Origin of the sequence: Streptosporangium sp. OZ121, from assembly GCF_051918885.1 — a bacterium.
Taxonomy (GTDB): domain Bacteria; phylum Actinomycetota; class Actinomycetes; order Streptosporangiales; family Streptosporangiaceae; genus Streptosporangium.
Window position 1 is genome coordinate 319,806 of sequence record NZ_JBPXMC010000002.1, and the last position, 25,799, is coordinate 345,604.

A 25,799-nucleotide genomic window follows, 5' to 3' on the forward strand; every position below is an offset into this window, starting at 1 on the left:
ACCGGAGTCGGCTCCGTCTCGCACCGGCGGGTTTCCCGCCGCGCCGCCTACCGGGCGGTGCAGGTCACCACGGCGGGGGCGGTGTTGGCCCCGGACCAGGCGCCGTTGAAGCCGAAGGAGGTGGCGCCGCCCGAAGACAGCGCGCCGTTCCAGGACAGGTTGACCACGGTGACGGCCGAGCCGCTCGCGGTGTGCGAGCCGCTCCACAGCTGTGTGATGGTCTGGCCGCTGGGGAAGGTCCACGCGACGGTCCAGCCGGTGAGCGCGGCGGTGCCGGTGTTCTTCACCTCGACGCTGGCTCCGAAGCCGTCGTGCCACTGGTTGGTGACGGTGTAGGTCGCGGCGCAGGCCTTTCCGGTCGGGGTCGGGGTCGGTGTCGGGGTGGGTGTCGGGGTCGGGGTGGGTGTCGGGGTGGGGGTGGGTGTCGGGGTGGGGGTGGGTGTCGGGGTGGGGGTGGGGGTGGGGGTGGGGCCGTCGGTGCCGGACTTTTCGGCCGTCCAGGCGGCGACCCAGGCCAGGACCGCGTTCCAGTTGACGGCGACCTCGTTCACCGACCAGGCGTCGATGTCATCCAGGTAGCACTTCTGCGGCCGGCAGCCGCTGAGGCGCTGCTGGGCGACCGGGTCCTCCAGGCCGCTGTTGGGGCCGCCGGCCAGGGCGCCGGCCGGTGCGACGGGCAGGGAGGAGTCGATCTGGTTGGCCCAGAACCGGTGGTGGACGTTACGGGAGGGCTTGTCGCCGTAGCCGGTGACGTAGGAGTAGCCCGTCGGGTTGCGGCCGAGCTCGTACGCCATCGTCTCGAACACCCCGGCGCGGAACCGCTCGGCGCCGGAGAAGTCGTGGGCCAGGGCCAGCACGACGGCGTTGTTGAGGATCAGGTTGTTGGACCCCCAGATGTAGCCGCCGCCGGCCGACCGGAAGGGCACCGGGTAGCCCTGGCCACGCATCACGTTCAGCAGGCCGTCGGCGGCCGAGACGAAGGAGGCCCGCAACTGCTGGCCGATGGAGGAGGTCAGGCCGTTGGGCACCAGCGCCAGGGTGATGTCGCCCAGGCTGCCGACCTCCGCCCACAGGGCGCCCTCATTTGTGAAACTGCGCCCGTAGTACAGCGAGGAGGAGGTCAGGTCGGTGCGGTAGGCCTGCTTGCCGGTGGTGGCGTACAGCTCGGCGGCGGCCCAGTAGAACTCGTCGGTCACCTTGCCATCGGCGTAGGAGCCACCGCCGGTGCCGTCTGAGGCCGGGGCGAACCGCGAGGGGTTGGCCTTGGCCGCGGCGTAGGCCTTCTCCGCCGCGGTCAGGCAGCGGGCGGAGAACGCGGAGTCGATGGACGCCCACACCCGGGCGCACTGGGCGGCCGCGGCGGCCAGGTTCAGGGTGGCGGCGGTGCTGGGCGCCGACAGCACCCGGGCCTGGGGGTCTTGGGCGGGCAGCAGCGGCAGCCCGGTCCAGTTGGCGTCGTGGATCTTGTGGTGGGCCATCCCGGCCAGCGGGCGGCCGTCGGGGACCTGCATCTTCAGCAGGAAGTCGATCTCCCAGCGGGCCTCGTCCAGGATGTCGGGCACGCCGTTGCCGCGCTCGGGGATGGACATGGTGCCGTCGGCGAAGGCGCCGGTGTCGGCGCCGGGGATGTTCCTGGCCCGCTCGTAGGTGTTCACCAGCTGCCAGGCGGACATGCCGCCGTTGATCACGTACTTGCCGTGGTCGCCGGCGTCGTACCAGCCGCCGCGCACGTCCAGCCGGTAGCCGCAGTCGCTGCGGCACGGCACGTTGTTGTCACCCTGGTTGGGGGAGACGTTCAGGTGGCCGGCGGCGCGGGCGTACTGGTTGCCTCCGGCGTACTGGGAGGTGATCGCGATGCCGCTGCGCTGGTGGTAGAAGAACGCCAGCGCGTCGTAGGGAAGCTTCTTCCAGGCCGCGGTGCCGATGTCGAAGGGGTGACTGGACTCGTTGTTCACGGTGAGCACGTAGTTGGTGCCGGTCCCGGTGTAGGACGAGAAGTCGATCTTGTGGACGGAGTCGCCCGAGGGGGAGTCGGCGCCGAAGACGGTCGTGGTGCCGCTGGCCACCACCTGGTCGGAACCGTTCAGCAGGCTCCAGGCCAGCGGCGATCCCGAGTTGCTGATCACGGTCGCCTGCTTGGCCGCGTCGGGCGCGTAGGCGACCTGGTTGACCTTGATGTTCTGGCCGAGCGCCGGTCGGACAAGGGCGTTGGCGGTTCCTGTGGTGACGACCGCGGTGATCGATGCCGCGGTCATGGCTGCGGCCAGCGCCGCCGCCCACAGCCGAATCCGGCCTGACGTGTTCACGTGGAGTCCTCTCGGCCTGAGCTGCGTGGGCTTCGCATCTTGGAACCATCAGGCCGGAAAAAGACAGCCGCCTCCATCGAGGAAGGCATTTCGTGCAGCTCGAAGCGATACTTCGGGCGAATGACCGTGTAACTTTCATGGGGCTTCAGCGATTCGCAGAACCTCGGCATGACCGCTTTTCCCGCGACCCGCACGCATCCCCGCGCCCCCGCCGGGAGGTCACGCTCGCGCGCATCACCAAGCCTGCCGGGACTCCCGAGAAGGCTCGGCCCGGCAGGCCCGGCAGGCCCGGCAGGCCCGGCAGGCCAAGGGCCCTGAGCCCCCGTACGGCGGCTCAGCGGGTCTCTGACGCCTCGCCGCGCTCCCTGATGAGGGCGGCGAGCTCGCGGACCTGACGGACCGTACGCTCCTTCTCCGACCCCTGCAGGCCCATCGCGCCGACCGTGGCCCCGTCGGTGAAGTCGATCTTCGCCCAGGGCTCGTGGTCGACCAGGGAGACCCCGAGCACCTCGGGCCACTCGTAGCGATGCACCCGCAGCGGGTTGACGACGGTGACCCCCTCCTCGTCGGCCTCCACCCGGACCCGCCCCAGCAGGTGCAGGACCCAGGCGACCACCCCGCCCAGCCCGACCATCGCGAGCCTGTCGGCCAGGGTGAACGGCTCGGACAGGAACGCCGCCATCAGCACCGCGCCGAGCATGATCAGGCCCGCGAAGCCGTACGCCGCGATCCGGCCCTTCCTGGGCCGCCACACGACGGGCAACGGGGGCGGGGAGACGCTCTCCGGGCTCACTCTCAGATCACGATCCTTTGGAAAACCACCGGTCGGAACGGCTGCGACCGCTGGTCACGGTGCCGAGGGAAACCTACCGCACGACCCCGCCGGGCCGATCACACGGCACGGCGGGGCGGGCCCGTACGGCGGCGCTAGGCGCGGAGCTCCCGCAGCAGCAGCGCCGTCCCCAGGGCGGCGACGGTGGCCTCGTAGCCCTTGTCCTCGTGGCTGCCGGGCAGCCCCGACCTGTCGAGGGCCTGGTCGAGGGACTCGCAGGTCAGCACGCCGTTGCCGACCGGGACCTCCTCGTCGAGGGAGACCCGGGTCAGGCCCGAGGTGACGGAGTCGCACACGTAGTCGAAGTGGGGGGTCTCGCCGCGGATCACGACCCCGAGCGCGACGACCGCGTCGTACTTCCTGGCCAGGGCCTGCGCCACGACCGGGATCTCCAGCGATCCGGCCACCCGCACCACGGTCACCGCCGCGCCGCTGTCCCTGCCCGCCTGCTCGGCCCGCGCCACGAGCTGATCGGTGATCTTCTCGTGCCAGCGGGCGGCGACGACGCCGACGGTCAGCCCCCCGGCCTCGACGGCCCCGGCCACCGGCCGCCCGTCCCCGCTCACGCGATCACCCCGTACCCGCTCGTGCGGCCGTACCGCTCCACCTGGCCCGCTCGCTCACTCATGCTTCCTCTTCCCTGGGAATCTCGTGGCCGAGGCGGTCGCGCTTGGCCGACAGGTATTTCTCGTTGTACGGGTTCATCGCCACCGGCATGGGCTCGCGGCCGAGCACCTTGATGCCGTAGCCGTCCATGCCGCGCAGCTTGGCCGGGTTGTTGGTCAGCAGCCGGACCGACTTCACTCCCAGGTCGGCGAGGATCTGCCCGGCGTTGGAGAACTCCCGGGCGTCCACCGGCAGCCCGAGCTCCAGGTTGGCGTCGACGGTGTCGCTGCCGGTGTCCTGGAGGCTGTACGCCCTGAGCTTGGCCAGCAGCCCGATCCCGCGCCCCTCGTGCCCGCGCAGGTAGACGACCACACCCCGCCCCTCGGCGGCGATCCGCGACATGGCGTGGTCGAGCTGCACCCCGCAGTCGCACCGCAGCGACCCGAGCACGTCGCCGGTCAGGCACTCGGAGTGCGCCCGGACCATGACGTTCTCGCCGTCCTCGATGTCGCCGAGGACCAGGGCCAGGTGCTCGCCGCCGTCCAGCGAGCTCGCGAAGCCGTAGGCCCGCCACTCGCCGTACCTGTTCGGCAGCCGCGTCTCGGCGACCCTGGTCACCATCCGCTCGGTCCGGCGCCTGAACTCCACCAGCTGCTCGATCGAGACGAGCGCCAGGTCGTGCTCGTCGCAGAACTCGCGCAGCTCCGGCAGCCGCATCATGGTGCCGTCGTCGTTGACGACCTCGGCGAGCACGCCCGCCTCGCTCAGCCCGGCGAGCCTGGCCAGGTCCACGGACGCCTCGGTGTGGCCGCGCCGGGTCAGCACGCCGCCCTCCCGGTAGCGGAGCGGGAAGACGTGCCCCGGCCGTACCAGCTCGGACGGCTCGGTCGCCGAGTCGGCCAGGGTGCGGATCGTACGGGCCCTGTCGGCGGCGGAGATGCCGGTGCTCACCCCGTCCCTGGCGTCCACGCTGATCGTGTACGCGGTGCGCAGGCGCTCCTTGTTGTCGTACACCATCAGCGGCAGGCCGAGCCTGTCGAGGTCCTCGCCGCGCATCGGCACGCAGACCACGCCGCTGCTGTGCCGGATGGTGAAGGCCAGCAGTTCCGGGGTGGCCTTGGACGCGGCGAAGATGATGTCGCCCTCGTTCTCGCGGTTCTCGTCGTCGACGACCACGATGGCCCGGCCCTCGCGGATGTCGGCGATCGCCCGCTCGATCGGGTCCAGCTTGATCACAAGGTCTCCTCGATGACGAGCCCGGCCCTCGACCGGTACTCCTTGAGCCGGTTGACGCGTCCCGCCGGTGCGTCCGGTGCTTCCGGTCCCGTCTCTCCGAAGGCTCCCGGCCTCGGCGGCCTCGGATTCCGTCGCGAGGTGGTTCATGGCCTTTCCCCCTGATCCGTCGCGGCGTCCTGGGCGGGTCGACCGGCCGGGGCGTACGCGCCGACGAGTTTCTCCACGTGCTTGGCGATCACGTCGACCTCGAGGTTCACCGGGTCGCCCGGCCGCTTCGCGCCGAGGGTGGTCAGGCTCAGGGTGGTGGGGATCAGGCTGACCGCGAAGCCGCCGGAGCCCACGCTCATGACGGTCAGGCTGATGCCGTCGACCGCGATCGAGCCCTTCTCGACCACGTAGCGGTCGAGTTCCGGCGGGAGGGAGATCCGGACAACCTCCCAGTGCTCGGCGGGCTCCCGCGACAGCAGGACACCCGTCCCGTCCACGTGGCCCTGCACGATGTGGCCGCCCAGCCGCTGGTCGGCGCGGACCGCGCGCTCCAGGTTGACCGGGGAGCCGGGGCTCAGCGCGCCGAGGGAGCTGCGGTCGAGGGTCTCCTTCATCACGTCGGCGGTGAACACCTCGCCCGCGACGTCCACCACGGTCAGGCAGACGCCGTTGACGGCGATCGAGTCACCGTGCCCGGCGTCCGCGGTGACCGTCTTGCCGCGGATCGACAGCCGGGCCGCGTCGCTCAGCGGCTCGATCCCGGCGATCTCCCCCAGTTCTTCGACGATTCCGGTGAACATTCACAGCTCCTTCTGGGGGATCGCCCGGACGTCCGGGCACGGGAAAGTCGTCCGAGGTCCGGAAACACGGGGCCCGGAAACGCGGGATCCGGAAGTACCGGGCCCGGAAACGCTGGGCCCGTAAGTACGGGGCCCGGAAGGGCGTGCGCCGGGAAAGCGGGGCGCGCCGGAAAAGAGGGATGTGCCGCCGCGCCCGGACCGGGTGCGGCCGGACGGGGAATGTGGGGAATGTGGGGAATGGTGGGGGCCGACGGCGCCGCGCCCGTGAGGGGCACGCCCGACCGCCTGGCGCGTCCGCGCCGGATCAGTCACCCGAGGTCTCCTACTCGCCAGTAGCTTTTTGCCACGGCGGGCCCCGGGGGATCAACGGGTGCATACACCCGATCAGCGGAGGGTGCCCGAAGACACTCTCCGCTCGCGCGCTTCCTCCCATCCGGACTTTAACCGTCGGTCCTGGAGTTTCACCAGGTCAACCGGTCGATGGCTTCGACCGGGTCGCGGACTGTAACCGCCGGCTCGGAATTTCACCGACCCCGGAGCACGCTGCTCTGTTTCTCTCGTTCTCGCGGAGGGCGCACCGCGGACGGTTCACCCTCCACTACCACTACCAGTGTGCCATGTCCGGAAAACCGGACGACACACCTTCCATGATGTGGAACAAGCGGGCACTTGGTGTGATCACGCCGCGCGCTCCGCGACCGCCTTCCGCGCCCTTCGCGCGTCCGGGGAGTAGCGCACCGGCGCGGGCACCAGGCCGATCCCGGTCTGCAGGGCCCGCAGGGAGGCCGTCGCCCACAGGTCGCCCAGCGGGGTCGCGGGCAGGCCGTACAGCCTGCGGGCCCAGCGCGGCAGGGTCGCGAAGGCGAGCACGGTGAGCATGGGGAACATCGGCTTGAGCGGGGTCAGGCGGGCCGGGAGCGGCGCGTTGAGCGACCGCCGGAGCGGGTGGGGCACCTCGGGGGCGAAGTAGAGGCCGGGGCGGCAGGCCCGGATGTAGTCGTCCATCTCGCCGACCGAGCCGGGCACGTCCTCGGGACGCAGGCCGACCACCTCGGCCGCGCGACGCCACTCGGCGACGAACCTGTCGGCCTCGTCGTCCGTCAGGCGCACTCCCGCGCGCCGGGCGACCGACAGGTAGGAGTCGACCTCGCCGACGTGGACCCAGAGCAGCGCGTCGGGGTCGTCGAGGCGGAACCGCTCGCCGGTGTCGAGGTCGAGGGCGGTGAGACTCGCGTGGATCTTCCTGACCCTGGCCCCTGCGCGGGCGACCTCCTTGGTCGTGCCGTAGGTGCGCACCCGGACGAACTCGGTGGTGCGCACGAAGCGGGACCACGCCTCGGCCGGATCCATGAGCGACGAGTTCTGGGCGACCCCGCGCATCGCCCGGGGGTGCAGGCCCTGCATGAGCAGCGCGCGAAAGCCCCCGACGAGCAGGATCGGCTCGCCCATCACCTTCCAGGTCACCGAATCGGGTCCGAACAGGCCGTGATCCATGCTCCACCTCCCGGCGAGTGGAGGGTTACCCCGCGAAGCGGTCCGACACACCCCGCGTATTAAGCCTGTAACACTGTATCGGGCTTGTGACACAAGCAGGGTCAGACCCGGACAAAGCCGTCACGGCCGCGTCATGAATGTGTCACAAATCCGTGAATACCAGCCTTCGGGAGCCCTATCCTCCCACGTCACCCCCCATCTGCGTCAACGGAATTGCAGCCACAAACGGGTGGACGTTATACAACAAAAAAATGAGTAATGACCAGACCATTGATTGTCCTGGTCTGCTTTGCAATGGTTCCAGGGATCCCGCTCACCATGCTCGTTGGGAGCCCCCGCACGATGACCATCCCTGCACCAGCCACGACCACGACCGGGGAGGTGCCGGCGGCGAAGACACCGGAGACGGTGGGCCGCTCACCCGGGCAGCTGATGTGGCTGCGCTTCCGACGCGACCGTACCGGCATCGTCTCGGCCGCGGTGGTGATCTTCTTCTTCCTGGTCGCGCTCCTCGCTCCGGTCATCGCCTGGCTGTACGGCAAGGATCCCTACGTCCTGTACGGCCAGGACATGCCGGGCCTGCTGAACGACTACGGCTACCCGATCCTGCCCAACGGCGGCATCAGCTCGGAGTTCTGGTTCGGCATCGAGCCCGGCCTGGGCCGGGACGTGTTCACCCAGCTCGTCTACGGGATCAGGACCTCCCTGTCGATCGCGGTGACCGCGACGGTCATCGCGACGGCGATCGGCATCGTGATGGGCATCGTCGCCGGGTACGCCGGAGGCAAGACCGACTACTTCATCGGCCGCCTGATCGACATCGTCCTGTCGTTCCCCTCGGTGCTCTTCATCATCGCGTTCATGCCGGTCGTGGAGAACCTGTTCGTCAGGCCGGACGAGGAGACGCCGATCTGGCTGCGAGCGGTCACCCTGGTGATCGCGCTGACCGTGTTCCAGTGGGCCGGCCTCGCGCGGCTGCTGCGCGGCCAGGTGCTCTCCCTGCGCGAGCGGGAGTTCGTCGAGGCCGCGAAGGTCACCGGGGCCTCTCCCGCCAGGATCGTCTTCAAGGAGCTGCTGCCGAACCTCTGGACCCCGATCCTGATCCAGTCGACGCTGCTGCTCCCCGCGCTGGTGACGGCCGAGGCGGCGCTCTCCTTCCTGGGCGTCGGCATGATCGAGCCCATCCCCGACTGGGGCCGCATGTTCCGCCGCGGCACCGAGATCTATCAGAACGACATCACCTATCTGATATTCCCCGGTGTCGCCCTTCTGATCTTCGTGATCGCGTTCAACCTCCTGGGTGACTCGGTCCGCGATGCCTTCGACCCCAAGCTCAAGCGCTAGATCGGAAATAGGAGAAAGATGAAAGTCCGTACGCGGTCAGCGATGGCCGTACTCGCCATAGGCGCGCTCGCACTCACCGGTGCCTGCGCCCAGGGCAACCAGGGCGCGCCCGCGGCCCCCAGCGGCGCGGCGTCCGGCGAGCCCGGCGCGGCGGCCCCCGCAGCGACCTACAAGCCGCCGACGATCACCGTCGGCACGGCCGACGACTCCAAGGGCCCGGCCATCGAGCCCGAGGGCGTCGTCAAGGGCGGCACCGTCACGATGATCGACCGTGACGACATCGGCCACCTCGACCCCGCGCAGGTCTACGTCAACACCATGTCGAACTTCGGCCTGCTCATCGGCCGTACCCTGACCGGCTACAAGCGCGTCGGCCCCGGCGACTACAAGCTGGTCGGCGACCTGGCCACCGACTCGGGCACCTCGTCCGAGGGCGGCAAGACCTGGACCTTCACCCTCAAGGACGGCGTGAAGTGGCAGGACGGCACGCCGATCACGTCCGAGGACGTGAAGTGGAGCATGGAGCGGACGTTCGCCCCGTTCGTCACCCAGGGCCCGACCTACATCCAGCAGTGGCTGACCGAGGTCGACTACAAGAAGGCCTACCAGGGCCCGTACGACGGCAAGCGTCTTGACAGCATCGAGACGCCGGACGACAAGACGATCGTCTACAAGTTCAAGACCCCGCACGCCGACGCCAACTACGCCTTCGCCATGGGCGGCTACGGCATCGTGCCCAAGGAGAAGGACACCAAGGAGAAGTACGACAAGGAGCCCGTCTCCAGCGGCCCGTACATCATCAAGAGCCACGTCGTCGACAAGTCGATGGAGCTGGAGCGCAACCCGAACTGGGACCCGGCCACCGACCCGATCCGCGGCGCCTACCCCGACAAGTGGCGCCTGGAGTTCGGCCAGGAGAACCTGCAGATCACCGACCGCCTGATCGCCGACACCGGCCCGGACCAGACCGCGTTCACCTTCTACGCGACCGTCCCGCCGGAGCGTCTGCAGCAGGTCCTCGGCGACGCCAGCCTGGCCCCGCGCCTGATGAAGAGCCCCTCGCCGTACGGCAACTACTACTACTTCAACCTTGACCGGGTGAAGGACATCAAGATCCGCCAGGCCATCAACCACGTGTGGCCGTCCAAGCAGATCCAGCAGGTCATGGGCGGCCCGGCCGCGGCGGCGCTGCCCACCACGATCCTGAACGAGAACACCACGGTCGGCTACGAGTCCTACGACCTGTTCGGCAAGGAGGCCAAGCCCGAGGGCGACGTCGAGAAGGCCAAGCAGCTGCTCGCCGAGTCGACCAACCCGACGCCGACCATCGTCTACGCCTACAACCAGACGCCCGTCCAGGAGCAGGTCACCGTCGTGATCAAGAACGCCCTGGAGAAGGCCGGCATCAAGGTCGTGGTCAAGCCCCTGGACCGTAAGACCTACTACGACTCCATCGGCAAGGTGAAGAACGAGTTCGACCTCTACTGGGGTGGCTGGGGCGCCGACTGGCCGTCCGGCACGACGGTCCTGCCCGTCATCTTCGGCCCGATCGCCGACGGTGCGCCGAACTACTCGCACCTGAAGGACGAGGCCATCACCAAGGAGATGGAGGAGATCACCGCCATGACCGACATCGACGCCCAGAACAAGGCGTGGATGGCGCTGGACAAGAAGATCCAGGAGACGATCACCCCGCTGGTCGTCGCCGAGAACCGGATCGCCAACACCCTGCACGGCTCCAAGGTCGGCGGCGCCGAGATCGACCCGCAGTCGTGGGTCGTCTCGCCCAACACCATCTTCGTGAAGCCGTAGCGGCTCACGAAACCGTAGGAGAACCGGCGGCCGTGGTCTCGCGGGGATGACGACATCCCCGCGAGGCCGCGGCCAGGGGCCTCCCCGGCCCCAGCGGTCCCAGCCACCTCGGGAAAACAGGCAATGCTTCCATTCATCACTCGCCGCATGCTCGGCGCCGCGGTCACCCTCGTGATCATCTCCGCGGTCACGTTCTTCCTCTTCTTCGCCGTGCCCGCCGACCCGGCGAGACTCGCCTGCGGCAAGGTCTGCCCGCCGGAGCTGCTGGAGCAGGCGCGGCACAACCTGGGACTGGATCAGCCCCTGTTCGCCCAGTTCGTGGCCTGGCTGGCCGGGATCTTCGTCGGCCGCGACTACGGGGGCCTGGGGGACTGTCCCGCCCCCTGCCTCGGCTTCTCCTTCGTCAACCGCGCGCCGGTGTTCGAGACGATCCTGGACCGGCTCCCGCTGACCATCTCGCTCACCATCGGGGCGGCGGCCGTCTTCCTCACCTTCGGCGTGGCCACCGGCATCATCGCGGCGCTCAAGCAGGGCAAGCCGCTGGACAAGATCGCCAGCGTGTCGTCCCTCATCGGCGCCTCCGTGCAGATCTACTTCATCGGCACCCTCGCCCTGTACTTCCTCGTCTACCAGAACCAGATCTTCTGGCGTCCCAAGTACGTGGAGTTCACCCAGGACCCCGTCGGCTGGGCCACCGGCCTGTTGCTGCCGTGGCTGGTGCTGGCGATCATCTTCACCGCCAACTACACCCGCATGACCCGCTCGACGATGGTGGAGCAGCTCAGCGAGGACTACGTGCGCACCGCGCGGGCCAAGGGCATGTCCGGCCGCAGCGTGGTGATGCGTTTCGCGATGCGCGGCACGCTGACCCCCATCATCACGATCTTCGGCGTGGACCTCGGCGCGCTGATCGGCGGCGCGATCATCACCGAGCAGACCTTCGGCCTCCAGGGGCTCGGCCAGCTGTCGGTCAAGGCGGTCACCAACTCCGACCTGCCCATGCTGATGGCGACGGTGCTCGTCGCGGCCGCCGCGATCGTCGTCTTCAACATCATCGTCGACATCATGTACGCCTTCATCGACCCCCGCGTGCGGCTGAGCTAGGAGCCTTGAAGAAAGTGTCAACTCCGTTCCTCTCGGTCCGTGACCTGACCGTCGACTTCCACACCGAGGACGGCGTCGTCCACGCGGTGGACGGGCTCTCCTTCGACGTGGAGAAGGGCACCACGCTGGGCATCGTCGGCGAGTCCGGCTCGGGCAAGTCGGTGACCAACCTGACCGTGCTCGGCCTGCACAACCCGGAGACCACCAAGATCGGCGGGGAGATCCGGCTGGACGGCGAGGAGCTGATCGGCGCCTCCCGGTCCACCATGGAGAAGCTGCGCGGCAACAAGGTCGCGATGATCTTCCAGGACCCGCTGACCTCGCTCTCGCCGTACCACACCATCGGCAAGCAGATCTCCGAGGTCTACCGCAAGCACACCGGCGCGAGCCGCGCCGAGTCCAGGGACCGCGCGATCGAGATGCTGACGCGGGTCGGCATCCCCCAGCCGAAGACCAGGGTGGACGACTACCCCCACCAGTTCTCCGGCGGCATGCGGCAGCGCGCGATGATCGCGATGGCTCTGGTGTGCGACCCGGACCTGCTGATCGCCGACGAGCCCACCACCGCCCTGGACGTGACCGTGCAGGCCCAGATCCTGGACCTGCTCAAGGAGCTCCAGGACCAGACGGGGGCCTCGATCATCCTCATCACCCACGACCTCGGCGTGGTCGCCAACACCGCGCACGACGTGCTGGTGATGTACGCCGGGCGGGCGGTGGAGCGCGGGACCGTCAGGGAGGTCCTCCACGAGCCCCGCCACCCCTACACCTGGGGCCTGCTGGCCTCCATGCCCCGCCTGAGCGCCTCGGTGGACATACCGCTCCGGCCGGTCCGCGGCACCCCGCCCAGCCTGATCAACGTCCCGCCCGGCTGTCCCTTCCACCCCCGGTGCGACTACATGGAGCTGGCCGGTCCCGGGCTGTGCCGCTCCGAGCGGCCCGAACTGTCCCCGCACCGCGGCCACGGCGACGCGTGCTACCTGACCCTCGCCCAGAAGAGGGAGATCCAAAAGTGAGCGAGACAACCGGTGAACCCCGCGGCGAGGCGCTGCTGGAGCTGTCCGGCCTGAAGAAGCACTTCCCCGTGATGGGCGGTGTCATCTTCAAGCACCAGGTCGGCAAGGTCCACGCGGTGGACGGCATCGACCTGACCGTGCACGCCGGCGAGACGCTCGGCCTGGTCGGCGAGTCCGGCTGCGGCAAGTCCACCGCCGGACGGCTGGCGTCCCGGCTGCTGGAGCCCACCGAGGGCAGCATCAAGTACGCCGGACAGGAGATCGGCCACGCCAGGCGCAAGGAACTGAAGCCGATCCGGGCCGAGATCCAGATGATCTTCCAGGACCCGTACTCGTCGCTGAACCCCCGGCACACGGTGGGCACCATCGTCGGCGGCCCGATGGAGATCAACGGCATCAACCCCCCGGGCGGCAGGGACAACCGGGTCCGGGAGCTCCTGGAGATCGTCGGGCTCAACCCCGAGCACTTCAACCGCTTCCCGCACGAGTTCTCCGGCGGCCAGCGGCAGCGCATCGGGGTGGCCCGCGCGCTCTCCCTGAACCCCAAGCTGATCATCGCGGACGAGCCGGTCTCCGCCCTCGACGTCTCCATCCAGGCGCAGGTCGTCAACCTGCTCCAGCAGCTCCAGCGGGACATGGGCATCGCGTTCCTGTTCATCGCGCACGACCTCGCGATCGTGCGGCACTTCTCCCAGCGGGTCGCGGTCATGTATCTCGGCAAGATCGTCGAGATCGCCGACCGTGCCTCCCTGTACGAGCGCCCCCGCCACCCCTACACCCACGCGCTGCTGTCGGCGGTGCCCGAGGTGATGGAGGACTCCGAGCCGCGCGAGCGCATCCGCCTGGCCGGGGACGTCCCCTCCCCGATCAACCCGCCGTCCGGCTGCCGCTTCCGCACCCGCTGCTGGAAGGCCCAGGACAAGTGCGCGACCGAGGAGCCCCCGCTGGTCAGGCTGGAGGGGAACAAGGAGGGTCACCTGACCGCCTGCCACTTCCCCGAGCAGCCGACCGTGCACGGCCGGGACGTGGTGCTGGACCCGGCGCTGCAGGGCTGACCGCGCCGCCCCGCCCCCGCCCGCGTCCCCCTGCCCGCGTCTCCGGTCCGCCGTGTCCGATCGCGGTCCTCCGAAGGTCGCGCCGGGCCGGAAGGTCGCGGTGAGTCTCCGACGACGAAGGGCGGGCCCGTCCGGGCCCGCCCTTCGTCGTTCCATCGTCGCTCGGCCGGTCTCCCGGTCAGTTCCCGGTGGCCAGGGCGCGCAGGCCGGTCTCCCGTCCTCCCGGTCAGCTCCCGGTGGCCAGGGCGCGCAGGCCGTCGACCGCGCGGGCCGGGTCTTCGGCGCCGTAGACGGCGTTGCCCGCCACGAAGACGTCGGCGCCCGCCTCCGCGCAGCGCTCGATCGTCTCGTCGGAGACGCCGCCGTCCACCTGGAGCCACACCTGGCCGCCGTGCCGGTCGACGAGCTCGCGGGTCCTGCGGATCTTGGGCAGCACCATGTCGAGGAACCTCTGCCCGCCGAAACCGGGGTCGACGGTCATCAGCAGCAGCATGTCGAGCTCGCCGAGCAGGTCCTCGTACGGCTCGACGGGGGTGGCGGGGTTCAGTGCCAGGCCCGCGCGGGCGCCCGCCCGGCGGATCTGACGCAGCGTGCGAACCGGTGCCTTGGCCGCCTCCACGTGGATGGTGACGCTCCCGGCCCCCGCCTCGGCGTACGAGGGGGCCCAGCGATCCGGGTCTTCGATCATGAGGTGGCAGTCGAGTGGCGTCGAGGTCGCCTTGAGCAGGGACTCGACGACCGGCAGCCCGAGGGTCAGGTTGGGCACGAAGTGGTTGTCCATGACGTCCACGTGCAGCCAGTCGGCGTTGGGCACCGCCGCGGCCGCCTCGGCGAGGCGGGCGAAGTCGGCGGACAGGATGCTGGGCGAGATCTGTACGGCCATGATTCGCCGATTCTAGCGGCGAGGGCCCGCCGCCCGTCCTCCCCGTGGGGCGGAGCCGGGCCGAGGCGCGAAGACCTCGCGGCCGTCGCCGTCGCCCTCCTCCCCGTGCCCGCCGGGGCTCCGCTGGCCGCGACGGGATGAGGCTCCGCCACGCGCCCCGGCCGCGCCGACGGTCCGGGGCCGGGGTCACCCGGGGGAAGCGGGCGGAACGAGCGGCTGCTCGTCCCGTCCGCCGGTCTCTCCGGTCTCGTCGGCCTCTCCGGTTTCTCCGGTTTCTCCGGTCTCGCCGGTCTCGCCGGGAGGCGGTGGAGCGTCGTCCGGCCTGTTCACCTCGGTCTTGAAGACGCGCAGGGAGCGGCCCACCGATCTGGCGGCTTCGGGCAGCCTCGCGGAACCGAACAGCAGGACGAACACCGCCACGATGATGAGCAGCTCGGGCAGTCCCAGGTCGGCCATGAGGCGACCTCCTTCCGGTGGTGCGTCCCCGTCCCCGGGGGCCGGAGCCGGCCGGGGCGGGGTTCGGCGCGGTGCCGCCGCGGGCGGGCGGCATGGGGGCACTGGGGGCGCGGGTCAGATGTCGACCCGGACGCGGTACCTCTCCAGCCAGGCGTTGAACTGGAGAAGCCCCTCCAGCGACGCCCGGCCGCCCGGGGGGCCACCGGCCGCCTCGGGCCGGTCGATCACGGCCCGTACCTTGTCCGGGTCGATCAGCGGCGCGGCGGCCAGGTTCCCGTCGCCGAGCAGCCGGGAGGCCTCCGCGCGGACGGCCTCCTCGTATGAGGGGTCCTGCGTCGAGGGGTAGGGGCTCTTGCGGCGCCCGACGACCGAGGGCGGCAGGACGTCCGCGGCGGCGGCGCGCAGCAGGCTCTTCTCCTGCCCGTCGAAGGTCTTCATCGCCCAGGGGGCGTTGAAGACGTACTCCACCAGCCGGTGGTCGCAGAACGGCACCCGGACCTCCAGCCCGACGGCCATGCTCATGCGGTCCTTGCGGTCCAGCAGGATCTGCACGAACCGGGTGAGGTGCAGGTAGGAGATCTCCCGCATGCGCCGCTCCAGACCCTCCTCGCCCGGCAGCCGGGGCACCTCGTCGAGCGCCTGCCGGTAGCTGTCCGCGCGGTAGCCGGGAATGTCCAGCTTGTGGGTCAGGTCCTCGTCGAGGAGCGCCCCCACCCCGGCGAACCGCCCGAACCCGGGGGACACCAGCCACGGGAAGGTGTCGGCGGCGACCGCCTCGGGGTCGAAGAACCACCGGTAACCGCCGAAGACCTCGTCGGCGGACTCGCCGGACAGCGCCACCGTGGAATGGCCCCGGATGGCGCGGAACAGCAGGTAGAGGGAGGTGTCCATGTCGCCGATGCCGATCGGCAGGTCACGCGCCCTCAGGACCGCGGCGCGCACCGCGGGGTCCATGAGATCGGAGGAGTCCAGGACGATGTCGGTGTGGTCGGCGCCGATGTGCCGCACGACGTCGTGCACGTACGGCGTGTCGGGAGTGTCGCGCAGCTCGTCGGGCTTGAAGTTCTCGCTGTATCCGGTGAAGTCGACGGAGAACGACCGGACCTTCCCCGCGCCGTGCCCCTCCAGGCCGAGCGCGGCGAGCGCCGTGACGGCGCTGGAGTCGAGGCCGCCGGAGAGCAGGGTGCACAGCGGCACGTCGGAGATGAGCTGGCGGGTGACGATGTCGTCCAGCAGCTCGCGCACCGTCCCGACGGTGGTGGCGAGGTCGTCGGGATGATCGTGGGCCTCCAGCCGCCAGTAGGGGCGGCGGCACAAAAAGTCGCGGGTCACCCGGACGGTGTGGCCGGGGCGGACCTCGTACATGCCCTGGTAGACGGCGCGTTCCGGGGTCTTGACGAAGGCGATCAGCTCGCGCAGGCCGTCCGCGTCGACCGTGGGCGTCCCGATGAGGGGGTTGGCCAGGATCGCCTTGGGCTCGGAGCCGAACAGCACGCCGCTCGGGAGCGGGTAGTAGTACAGCGGCTTGATGCCCATCCGGTCCCGGACGAGCAGCAGCTCCTCCTTGCGGGTGTCCCAGATCCCGAAGGCGAACATGCCGTTCAGCCGTTCGGCGAGGCCCTCGCCCCATTCGAGGTAGGCCCGCAGGAGGACCTCGGTGTCGCTCCGCGTCCGGAAGCGGTGGCCGTGGGCGGTCAGCTCCGCGCGTAACTCGACGTAGTTGTAGATCTCGCCGCTGTAGGTGAGGACGGCGAGCGGTTGCCCGTCCTCATCGGCGATCATCGGCTGGCGTCCGCCCTCGATGTCGATGACGGCCAGACGGCGGTGACCCATCGCCGCGTGCGGGGCGAGCCACAATCCCTCGTCGTCGGGTCCGCGGCAGGCCATGGTGTCGGTCATGGCCTGCGCGACGGCCCCTGATTCCCGGAGATCGCGCTCGAAGTCCACCCACCCACAGATTCCGCACATCTGGACACCCCCGCGTCCCGTTCGGAAGCAGTTATATCCAGTCGAACAGCACAAAGTGCCCATATATGCCCAGGTAGAGCGCCCTGAGCTGCGACGATGCTCCCGGCGCTCCCGGCGCTCCCGGCGGCCCTCTCCGGGGAGCGGGGTCCGGGAACCGGCGCCCCCCGCTCAGCGGCGGCGCAGCAGGGCCAGGAACATGGCGTCGGTGCCGTGCCGGTGCGGCCAGAACCGCGCGTACGGCCCCTCCCCCAGCCCCTCCACCTCGGGGAGGTGGTCGCGGGCGTCCAGCGCCTCGACGTCGTCACGGCGGCGCAGGACGTCGCCGACCACGGTGACGGTCTCGGCCAGGTGCGGCGAGCAGGTCACGTACGCGACGACGCCACCGGGCCGGACCGCGTCGATCGCCGAGTCGAGCAGGGCGCGCTGGAGCCTGCCCAGCTCGGGGAGGCTCCGGGGATCGCGGCGCCAGCGGGCCTCGGGGCGGCGGCGCAGCGCGCCCAGGCCGGTGCAGGGGGCGTCGAGCATGACCCGGTCGAAGGCCCCTGGCCGCCAGGCGGGCGCGGTGCCGTCCGCGGTGATCACCGCGGCCTCCCGGGTCGTCTGCCACACCAGCCGCGCCCGGTGGTACTGCAACTCGGCGGCGAGCAGCCGCGCCCCGCCGGGGAAGGCCACCGGCCCGGCTCCCGGACCGGAGACCGCGGCGGGGAGCGCGCCGGAACCCGTGACCGTGCCCGTGACCGAGGCCGTACCCGCGACCGGGGCGGGCGTCGCGGCCGGCACGGGCACCCCGGCACCGGAGCCGCCCAGGCCCGCCTCGTCGCCGCGGGTCGCGATGGCGTCGAGCAGGCCCGCCTTTCCGCCGGGACCCGCGCACAGGTCGAGCCAGCGAGAGTCGGATCCCTCCACCGGGACCCGCGTCAGGGCGAGCGCGACGAGCTGGCTGGCCTCGTCCTGGACGGCCGCGCGCGACTCGGCCACCGCGAGGACCGCACCGGGGTCGCCCTCGGGCAGGTAGGCCGCGTACGGGGAGTATCTGGCGGGTTCGGCGCCCGCGTCGAGGAGCTCCTTCACCGACGAGCGGCCGGGACGGGCGACCAGCGTCACCTTGGGACGCTCGTTGTCGGCCGCGAGCAGGGCGGCCGTCTCGTCGAAGTCGCCGCCCACCGCGTCGCGCAGGGCGTCGACGATCCACCTCGGGTGACTGTGGGCCACCGCCAGGTGCCCGACCGGGTCGTCGGCCGGGTCGGGCGCCACGATCGGGATCCACTGCTCCAGGGAACGGGTGGAGACCTTGCGCAGCACGGCGTTGGCGTACTTCGAGGCGCCGATGCCCACCCGCAGCCGCACCAGGTCGACCGTGGTGCCGACGGCGGCGTGCGGGGGGACCCGCGTCTTGAGCAGCTGGTGCACGCCCAGGCGGACGGCGTCGAGCAGCGGCGGGTCGACGTCCTCCGGCGCCCGGTCGCTGCAGGCCGCGATGATCTCGTCGTAGGTGCCGAGGCCGCGCAGGGTGCCGTAGGCCAGCTCGGTGGCCAGGCCCGCGTCGCGCCCGGAAAGGCGGCGCTCGCGCAGCAGCGCGGGCATCAGCAGGTTGGCGTAGGCGTCCCGCTCGTCGACGGCGCGCATCAGGTCGTACGCGGCGTTGCGCGCCTCGTCGCGGACCGGCTTGGGCGGGCGCCCGCCTCTGCCACCGCCCCTGCCCCTGCCTCCGGCGCCGCGTGAGCGGCCCGCCGGGCCGTGATCCCCGCCGCGCGGGACGTTACGGCCGTTACCACTGCTCATGATCTTCAGGCCAGCCGATCCTCGTCGGTGGGCCGCACGCCGCGGGCCCACTCCCCCGCGCCCATCAGGCGCTTGCCCTGCGGCTGCACCTCGCCCAGCTCGACCGGGTAGGTGGCGGTGCCCACCAGGACGGAGTTCTTGGACGCCGCGATCTGGCCGGGGGCCAGGCCGGAGGCGTCGGGAACCGGTCGCACCGGACCGATCTTGACGCGCTGGCCGCGGAACTCGGTCCACGCCCCCGGGGCGGGGGTGCAGGCACGGACCAGGCGGTCGACCCGCATGGCGGGCGCGGCCCAGTCGATCCTCGCGTCGTCGACGCCGATCTTGGGGGCGAGGCTCACCCCCTCCGCGGGCTGCGGCACGGCCTCCAGCTTGCCGTCCTCGATCCCGTCGAGGGTGGCGGCCAGCAGCCCGGCGCCTGACTCGGCGAGCCGGGCGAGCAGCCCGCCGCTGGTGTCGGCGGGGCGGATCTCCTCGGTGACCACACCGTAGACCGGGCCCGCGTCCAGCTCCTTGACGATCTGGAAGGTGGCCGCGCCGGTGATCGCGTCACCGTGGAGCACGGCGTGCTGCACCGGTGCCGCGCCGCGCCAGGCCGGCAGCAGCGAGAAGTGGAGGTTGACCCAGCCGTACCGGGGGATGTCCAGGGCGGCCTGCGGCAGGAGCGCGCCGTAGGCGACCACCGGGCAGCAGTCGGGGCCGAGCTCCCTGAGCCGGTCGAGGAACTCCGGGTCACCCGCCTTGGGCGGCCTGAGCACCTCGATGCCCGCCTCCTCGGCGAGCTCGGCGACGGGGCTCGGATGGACCTTGCGGCCCCGGCCCGACTGGGCGTCCGGGCGCGTGACGACGGCGACGACGTCGTGGCGAGGCGAGTCGATCAGGGCCCGCAGCGAGGGCAGGGCGGTGTCCGGGGTTCCGGCGAAGACCAGGCGCAAGGTTCCTACAGAGCCTTCCCTTGGGTGGCGTGCGGGGAGATCTTGAACGCGGGGGCCGGCACCCCGTTCCAGTCGGCCTCGCGGATCGCCTTCATGGCGAGTTTGCGCTGCTTGAGGTCCAGCCGGTCGATGAACAGCACGCCGTCCAGGTGATCGGTCTCGTGCTGGAAGCAGCGGGCCATCAGGTCGGTGCCCTCGAGGGTCACCGGCTCGCCGTGCATGGTGAAACCGGTCGCCACGGCCCGGATCGACCGGGGCGTGGGGAAGGACAGGCCGGGGAACGACAGGCAGCCCTCCTCCCCCTCCTCGTCCTTGTCGTCCGACAGGTCGAGGCTGGGATTGATCAGGTGCCCGAGCTGGTCGTCCACGTAGTAGGTGAAGACCCGCAGCCCGACTCCGATCTGCGGCGCCGCCAGACCGGCTCCCGGCGCGTCCATCATCGTGTCGGTGAGGTCTTTGACGAGCTTGCGCAGCTCCTTGTCGAAGTCCTTGACCGGCTCGGCCGGAGTGCGCAGCACCGGATCGCCGAAAAGGCGGATCGGCTGAATGGCCAACAGGGATCTCCTCACGCTTCAGGGGATTGCCCCAGTCTAAGGGCGGCGGCCGCCTTCCCCGGGCCTTCACCCGGACCGGGCACGGGCTCTCTCCGGAATCGACCCCGAGCCTTCACCCGGACCGGGCACGGACCTTCACCCGGAGCGGCCCCGGATCCTCACCCGGACCGGGCACGGACCTTCTCTCGGACCGGGCACGGGGACCGGCCCGGCGGGCCGCCGCCCGGGAGCGGGAGGAGACCCGTTCGGGTCAGCGGGAGCGGGCCTTCATGGCTGCCTTGCGCGCGGACTTGGCCACCGCCGCGTCGCCGTGGCGGGAACCAAGCAGGTCCAGGACGGCGAAGGTGTCGGGGTGGTCCACCAGGGCCATCTCCTCGATCACGCGGACGAGGTCCTCGCCGGGTTCGAGGGCGTCGAACTCGCAGATCGCCTCGGAGGCGTCGCCGCGCTCCAGGAGCGAGGCGAGCGAGTCGACCGCCAGCCAGGTGTTGTCGGCGGGCGTGAGGGCGGGCGCGGGCAGGTCGCGGATGTGCAGCCAGGAGGCGGCGTAGCGCCACATGGCGGGCTCGGAGAGCGCCTCCCTGAGCGGGGCCTCGGCCTCGGGGCCGAGCTCCTCCAGGATCGTGCCCGCGGCGCCGCGGCGGCCGGCCGTGCCCGAGGCGGCGACCTTGACCAGCTCGCGGGCGGCGGCCTCGGGATGGCGGGACTCCAGCCACACGGTGACGGCGCTGGGCGCGGCCGAGCCCTTCATGATCGCCTCGACCAGCTCGGCCGCGCCGAGGTCGGTGAAGACGGCGACCTCGGCGCCCGTCGGCGCGTCGTGGCCCTCGCGCATCAGGTCCTGGCGGACGGCCCACATGCCGAGCGGGGTCAGCCGGGGCCGGCCCTCCCGCGAGGTCTCGACCAGCCCGCAGTAGCCCAGGAGCGACAGGGCCGACTCCAGTTGGACCGGGAGCGCGCGGGCCAGCACCCTCATCTCCGCCCGGCGGGCCCCGCAGGCCACCTGGTGCGACTGCAGGATGCCCTTGACCAGGGTCGCGGTGGACAGCCCCTCGCGCACGGCGTACAGCGTGGCGAGCATCTCGGCCAGGTGGTCGTCGATCACCGGGGATCCGGTGAGGTCGTCGTCGGCGCGGTCGAGGACGTCCATGACCACCCCGTCCCAGAACCCCAGCAGCGTCCGGGGCGGCAGGTCGGGAGAGAGCACGAGCGGGCCGGGCGCCACCCGGCCCCGGGAGATCCGGAGCATCCCGGTGTTGACGGCGACCACCCAGAGCAGGTGCAGCCGGGCGGGGCCCGGCAGGCCGAGCTCGGCGCACGGCGCGAACGGGTCGGGCAGCAGGCCCTCGGGGGTCACCTGGCGGGCGCCGGTCCAGGCGGCCAGGCGCTGGGCGTCGATCACCAGCGGCACGTGCGGCACCAGCGCGGCCAGCTCCGTGTCGGCGGCGAGGTCGACAGGGGGGAAGCTCAGCGCGTCGCCGCGCGGGGGGCACTCGCGGCCCGTGGCGGTGACGGACTCCTCCAGAACGGCCGCCCGCAGCTCGCGGGGTGCCGTTCCCAGCTCGTCGACCAGCCTGCGCAGTTCGCCGATATCGAAGACGTTCCCACTGTTCCCGCTCTTTGCCACCCGTGAAACTTACTGCACTCGCGCCTCACGCATACACGGCTCAGCCGATGGCGCGGGAACGTGCCTTGAAAGCCGCCTTGCGGGCCGCCTTGGCCGCTCCGTGATCTCTCAGGGAGCGTCCGAGCAGCTCAAGGACGTCGACGACCTCGGGATGGTCGACCCGCCACATCTCCTCGATCACGTGTGACGGGGGGCCGGAGGCGGACATGTTCTCGGCGAACGTCTCCGGATCCTCCTCGGCGGCGGGCATGGCCAGGGCGAGCATGTCCACGCTCATCCAGAGCACCTCCTCCTGGGTGAGGGCGGGGGCCGCCAGGCCTCGCGTGCTCAGCCAGTGGATGGCGTGCGGGCGCAGCTCCGGCTCCTCCAGGAAGGCGCGCACCGCCTCCTCGGCGTCGGGGCCGAGACGGTCGACGATCGTCACCGCGACGCCCCTGGCGACCGAGGGCGCGCCGGAGACGGAGCCGAGCAGCTCGGTGACCGCCTGCGCCGGGGTCCTGTTCTCCAGCCAGCCCCCGATGTCGGCCTCGGCCATCTCGGCGGGCATGCCGGAGAGCAGCCCCTCGATGAGCTCGGGCGCGTCGGCGGTCGTCAGGTCGGGCGCCTCGGGCGCCTCGATGCCCAGGTCGGTGTAGAGCTCGTGCAGTCCCCACAGGGCCAGCGGGGTGAGCTCGAGCAACTCCTCGCCCGGCTCGGCCATCCCGCAGTAGGCGAGCCGCCTGACGGCCTCGGGGATGTCGATCTCGCCTCCCTCGACCAGGCCGATCTCCTCCATGTACTCCTTGACGAGGGGGATCGGCACGGGCGCCTGGAGGCGGTAGAGCATGTCGCACAGGCCGTAGAGCTCCTCGTCGAGGGAGACGTCGCCCGTCACGGCGCCGCCGGTCTCCTTCTCGACGACGAACTCGACCGTCGCGGCCCAGATGTCGAGCGGGTCGAAGTCCTCGCCGTCGAAGATGGCGGTGCCCTCGACCGTGACCAGGCCGGTGTGCACCGCGAGCTCCCACAGCAGGCCGGGGTCGGTCACCGAGAGCTGGGCGGTCGCCTCGGCGGCGTCGCGGACCCTGAGCCGGCCCTTGACGGTCGGGGTGCGGCCCCCGGCGAGCATCCACTGGACCAGCCTGCGCGCGTCGACGATCAGCGGCACCCGCAGGGCGCTCCGGGTGAGCACCTCGCGGGGGGCCAGGCGCACGGCGGGGAGTGGCGAGCAGCCGGGGCAGTCGCAGTGCTCGACGGCGGGTTCCTCCTGCACCGCGGAGACGGAGAGGATCGCGCTGCCGGCGTCCTGCTCCAGCGAGTCGGCGCCCATCGCGCTGAAGAGGCTCTTGGCCATGCCGAACCGGGAGGTGTCGGCGAGGGCGATGGGCATCTCGGGCTCGATGCGGTCGAGGACGCTCCTCATCCGGACCGCCATCTTGCCGCCGATCTCCTCGGTGGCGAGCAGGAAGTCGACCAGGGTACGGGCGGCGGCGACGGTCTCCGGGGCGCTCTCCGGGGGGGCGATGACCTTGCGCGGATAGATGTTGAGCAGCAGCTCCTCGAAGGCGACAGGGGTGAAGTCACCCAGCTCGTTCACGTCCAGATAGTCACTCGCGTAGTCGCAGAGCAGCCGTACCTCGTCCACGTCAACGTCAAGGCCGTGCGCACGCCCCCACGCGCGCAGGTCGTCTACGGCCCGATTCACCCATTCGATCGACACAGGGGAAAATTAACGGCTTACTGCCAGCACCGCGAATCGGGGAAACAACTCAAATCACATCTAGAGGGTCAATGCATACCTTGACCACCTCCGGAGCCTTGCGTGCGGAGCGCACTCCGGCGGCCCCTTTCAGCGCCGCGGCCAGTGCCGATCCGGAGCCCCGCGCGATCCGCACCATGGCGCGTTCCCGCACTTGATCCCCCTTGGGGGCGGCCACCGGGACGGGACCGAGCACCTGGGCCTCCGGTGGCAGGGTCATCTCGCCGAGCATTTCCCTGACCGCGGCCGGGGATCCGGTGAGCGTCGCCATTTTCACCGCCGGGGGGAAACCGAGTTCTGTCCTGTCAGCTAGTTCCCTCTCGGCATGGGTGACCGGGTCCCAGCGCAGCAGAGCCTGTACGGCGGCGAGCGAGGAGTCGGCCAGCACGACCAGCTCGGCCGAGGGCCGCAGCAGGGCCGCCGCGTTCATCCACCGGCGCAGCGTCTCCTCGGCGGCGCGCAGGTCGGGCCGGCCGAGCAGCGCCCAGCCGTCCAGCAGCACCGCCGCCGCGTACCCTCCCTCGGGCACCGGCTCGGCCCCCGGGGTGGCCACCACCAGGGCGCGGCCCGCGCCGACCGTGGCGAGCACCCCGTCCCTGCCCGACGTCCTGACCGGCACCGAGGGGAAGGCCCGCCCCAGCTCCTCGGCGGTGCGCCGGGCGCCGACCACCTGGGCCCGCACCCGGGCACCGCCGCAGGACGGGCAGCGCCACTCACCGGCGATCCGGCCGCACCAGCGGCAGTACGGGGCCACGTGGCCGGCGCGCAGCGCGAACGGGCCGCCGCAGTGCCCGCAGCGGGCGGGGGCCCGGCAGCTCTGGCAGGCCAGCGCGGGCAGGTAGCCCCGCCGGGGGACCTGAACCAGCACGGGGCCGCTCTCCAGCCCGGCGCGCAGGGTCCGCCAGGCGAGGCTGGGCAGCCGGGCGGCCCTGGCGGCCTCGTCCCTGGCCAGCTCCGCGTCCTCCCCCGCCGGGCGGACCCTCGGCGCCCTGGTCCTGACCGTCCCGCGGGCCGCGACGATGGGCCCGGCCCAGCTCGCCGCGATGAGCTGGGTGGCCTCCGCCGTACGGGCGTACCCCCCGATGAGCAGGCCCGCCCGCGCCCGGTGGGCGCGCAGGGCGAGGACCTCCCTGGCGTGGGGGTAGGGGGCGAGCCGCTCGGAGTGCAGGTCGTCGCCGTCGTCCCAGATGATCGCGAGCCCGAGGTCCCTGACCGGGGCGAACGCCGCGCCCCTGGTCCCTGCCGCGACCCGTACCTGCCCCCTGGCCACCCGCAGCCACCGCCGGTAGCGCTCGGCGGGCCCGAGGTCGGCCGTGAGCGCCACGTGCGCGCCGGGCTCCAGGACGTCGCTCAGGGCCGCGTCGAGCAGGGCCACATCCTTGCCGTCGGGAAGCACCACGAGGGCGCCCCTGCCCCCGCGCAGCGTCTCCCGTACGGCGACGGCGACCGCCTCCGGCCACCCCGGCCCGCTCTCCCCGGTTCCCGGCAGGGCGGTCCACACCGCGCGGGGGGAGCCTCCCTTCGCCAGGGCGGCCAGGAACGCCTCTCCCTCCGGATAGTCCGCCCACGGGCCCGCGTCCCCCTGTGCCGGCTCCGGGGAGGCGGGGACCGGAGCGGGGGTCTCCGCCTCGACCCTGGCGTGGCGGGGCGGGACGGCCAGGCGCAGGACGTCGGCCATGGTCCCGGCGTAGTGGTCGGCCACGGCGCGGGCCAGCGCGACGATCTCCGGGGTGAGCACGGGCTCGGCGGACACGACCCTCTCCAGGCGGGTCAGTCTGCCCTCGTGCTCGGTGCTCTCCGCCCGTTCCAGCAGGAAGCCGTCGACGAGCTTGCCCGCGAACCGGACGCGGACCCTGACCCCCGGCACGGCGGTGGCGTCCAGGGGCGCGGGGACGAGATAGTCGAACAACCGGTCGAGGTGCGGCAGCGGCGTGTCGACGACGACCCGGGCGATCGGCAGCTCGGCGGCCGGCTCCGGCACCCCCCTGACCGGCTCGGCCACCCCGGCCGTCCTGGCCGTCCCGGCGGCCCTGACGACCCTGGAGGTCCTGCCGGGCCTGGCGGACCTGGCGGCGCCGCCCCGCGCCCTCGCCGGACCGCCGGGCGCGGACCGCTCTCGGACGGCGTCGAGCGGCAGCAGGGCGTCGTCGTCCGGCGAGGGGCTGGCGTGGGTCACCCACCTGTCCTACCAGACCCGGGCACCCGCCCAGACGACGGCGGGCGAGGCGGCCGGCTCCCGCGCGGGGAAGGCGGGGGCGGCTCC

The 25,799-nt window shown here is 71.6% G+C and carries 20 protein-coding genes and 1 riboswitch; of the genes, 5 read left to right on the forward strand and 15 right to left on the reverse strand.

Translation table 11 applies throughout. The features are described 5' to 3' along the window. Positions 1–47: 47 nt before the first annotated feature. The 6 genes from ACTOQ1_RS06295 to ACTOQ1_RS06320 all read right to left on the reverse strand — a co-directional run bounded on the left by ACTOQ1_RS06295 (position 48) and on the right by ACTOQ1_RS06320 (position 7,262). Positions 48–2,306: a glycoside hydrolase family 9 protein gene (locus tag ACTOQ1_RS06295; RefSeq protein ID WP_440065111.1), complete on the reverse strand. Its 2,259-nt coding sequence runs from the start codon at positions 2,304–2,306 to the stop codon at positions 48–50. 334 nt (positions 2,307–2,640) lie between these two features. Next, positions 2,641–3,099 (reverse strand): PH domain-containing protein, encoded by a 459-nt coding sequence (locus tag ACTOQ1_RS06300; protein WP_440065112.1) that lies wholly within the window; start codon positions 3,097–3,099, stop codon positions 2,641–2,643. A 134-nt stretch (positions 3,100–3,233) separates the two neighbouring features. Then, positions 3,234–3,704, reverse strand: a complete 471-nt coding sequence (ribH, locus tag ACTOQ1_RS06305; RefSeq protein ID WP_440065113.1) for a 6,7-dimethyl-8-ribityllumazine synthase — start codon at positions 3,702–3,704, stop codon at positions 3,234–3,236. Between the two features lie 58 nt (positions 3,705–3,762). Further along, positions 3,763–4,980 carry a bifunctional 3,4-dihydroxy-2-butanone-4-phosphate synthase/GTP cyclohydrolase II gene (locus ACTOQ1_RS06310; RefSeq protein ID WP_440065115.1) on the reverse strand — a complete coding sequence of 406 codons (1,218 nt, stop codon included), beginning with the start codon at positions 4,978–4,980 and terminating at the stop codon, positions 3,763–3,765. Between the two features lie 143 nt (positions 4,981–5,123). Then, entirely contained in the window at positions 5,124–5,768 is a 645-nt protein-coding gene (locus ACTOQ1_RS06315) for a riboflavin synthase (protein WP_440065116.1), read from the reverse strand. A gap of 415 nt (positions 5,769–6,183) precedes the next feature. Continuing rightward, a riboswitch (FMN riboswitch) is annotated at positions 6,184–6,314 on the reverse strand. Between the two features lie 132 nt (positions 6,315–6,446). Continuing rightward, on the reverse strand, positions 6,447–7,262 hold the full coding sequence (locus ACTOQ1_RS06320) for an oxygenase MpaB family protein (RefSeq protein WP_440065117.1): 816 nt from the start codon (positions 7,260–7,262) through the stop codon (positions 6,447–6,449). A 342-nt stretch (positions 7,263–7,604) separates the two neighbouring features. Here ACTOQ1_RS06320 and ACTOQ1_RS06325 point away from each other — a divergent pair, with 342 nt between their 5' ends. The 5 genes from ACTOQ1_RS06325 to ACTOQ1_RS06345 all read left to right on the forward strand — a co-directional run bounded on the left by ACTOQ1_RS06325 (position 7,605) and on the right by ACTOQ1_RS06345 (position 13,593). Then, on the forward strand, positions 7,605–8,606 hold the full coding sequence (locus tag ACTOQ1_RS06325; protein ID WP_440065119.1) for an ABC transporter permease: 1,002 nt from the start codon (positions 7,605–7,607) through the stop codon (positions 8,604–8,606). Between the two features lie 18 nt (positions 8,607–8,624). Further along, a complete protein-coding gene (locus tag ACTOQ1_RS06330; RefSeq protein WP_440065121.1) occupies positions 8,625–10,418 on the forward strand; it encodes an ABC transporter substrate-binding protein in 1,794 nt (597 codons plus the stop codon). Between the two features lie 123 nt (positions 10,419–10,541). Continuing rightward, positions 10,542–11,522 carry an ABC transporter permease gene (locus ACTOQ1_RS06335; protein WP_440065122.1) on the forward strand — a complete coding sequence of 327 codons (981 nt, stop codon included), beginning with the start codon at positions 10,542–10,544 and terminating at the stop codon, positions 11,520–11,522. Positions 11,523–11,536: 14 nt separating this feature from the next. After that, complete coding sequence (locus ACTOQ1_RS06340; RefSeq protein WP_440065124.1) at positions 11,537–12,538, forward strand: ABC transporter ATP-binding protein; 1,002 nt, start codon at positions 11,537–11,539, stop codon at positions 12,536–12,538. Beyond that, the gene (locus ACTOQ1_RS06345; RefSeq protein WP_440065126.1) at positions 12,535–13,593 is read left to right on the forward strand and encodes an ABC transporter ATP-binding protein; all 1,059 of its coding nucleotides are present in this window, start codon (positions 12,535–12,537) and stop codon (positions 13,591–13,593) included. The genes ACTOQ1_RS06340 and ACTOQ1_RS06345 overlap by 4 nt, the downstream gene beginning before the upstream one ends. Positions 13,594–13,819: 226 nt before the next feature. Here ACTOQ1_RS06345 and rpe read toward each other — a convergent pair whose 3' ends face one another. The 9 genes from rpe to ACTOQ1_RS06390 all read right to left on the reverse strand — a co-directional run bounded on the left by rpe (position 13,820) and on the right by ACTOQ1_RS06390 (position 25,712). Further along, a complete protein-coding gene (gene rpe / locus ACTOQ1_RS06350; protein ID WP_440065127.1) occupies positions 13,820–14,476 on the reverse strand; it encodes a ribulose-phosphate 3-epimerase in 657 nt (218 codons plus the stop codon). A gap of 186 nt (positions 14,477–14,662) precedes the next feature. Beyond that, entirely contained in the window at positions 14,663–14,932 is a 270-nt protein-coding gene (locus ACTOQ1_RS06355; protein ID WP_440065129.1) for a twin-arginine translocase TatA/TatE family subunit, read from the reverse strand. A 114-nt stretch (positions 14,933–15,046) separates the two neighbouring features. Continuing rightward, complete coding sequence (gene asnB, locus ACTOQ1_RS06360; RefSeq protein WP_440065130.1) at positions 15,047–16,900, reverse strand: asparagine synthase (glutamine-hydrolyzing); 1,854 nt, start codon at positions 16,898–16,900, stop codon at positions 15,047–15,049. Between the two features lie 168 nt (positions 16,901–17,068). Beyond that, complete coding sequence (locus ACTOQ1_RS06365) at positions 17,069–18,682, reverse strand: RsmB/NOP family class I SAM-dependent RNA methyltransferase (protein WP_440065131.1); 1,614 nt, start codon at positions 18,680–18,682, stop codon at positions 17,069–17,071. Positions 18,683–18,687: 5 nt separating this feature from the next. After that, entirely contained in the window at positions 18,688–19,617 is a 930-nt protein-coding gene (gene fmt, locus ACTOQ1_RS06370; protein ID WP_440065133.1) for a methionyl-tRNA formyltransferase, read from the reverse strand. 5 nt (positions 19,618–19,622) lie between these two features. Then, a complete protein-coding gene (gene def / locus ACTOQ1_RS06375) occupies positions 19,623–20,171 on the reverse strand; it encodes a peptide deformylase (protein ID WP_440065134.1) in 549 nt (182 codons plus the stop codon). A 250-nt stretch (positions 20,172–20,421) separates the two neighbouring features. Continuing rightward, positions 20,422–21,798 carry a hypothetical protein gene (locus ACTOQ1_RS06380; protein WP_440065135.1) on the reverse strand — a complete coding sequence of 459 codons (1,377 nt, stop codon included), beginning with the start codon at positions 21,796–21,798 and terminating at the stop codon, positions 20,422–20,424. A gap of 40 nt (positions 21,799–21,838) precedes the next feature. Then, on the reverse strand, positions 21,839–23,482 hold the full coding sequence (locus ACTOQ1_RS06385; RefSeq protein WP_440065136.1) for a hypothetical protein: 1,644 nt from the start codon (positions 23,480–23,482) through the stop codon (positions 21,839–21,841). Between the two features lie 64 nt (positions 23,483–23,546). Continuing rightward, positions 23,547–25,712 (reverse strand): primosomal protein N', encoded by a 2,166-nt coding sequence (locus ACTOQ1_RS06390; protein ID WP_440065138.1) that lies wholly within the window; start codon positions 25,710–25,712, stop codon positions 23,547–23,549. Positions 25,713–25,799: the final 87 nt, after the last annotated feature.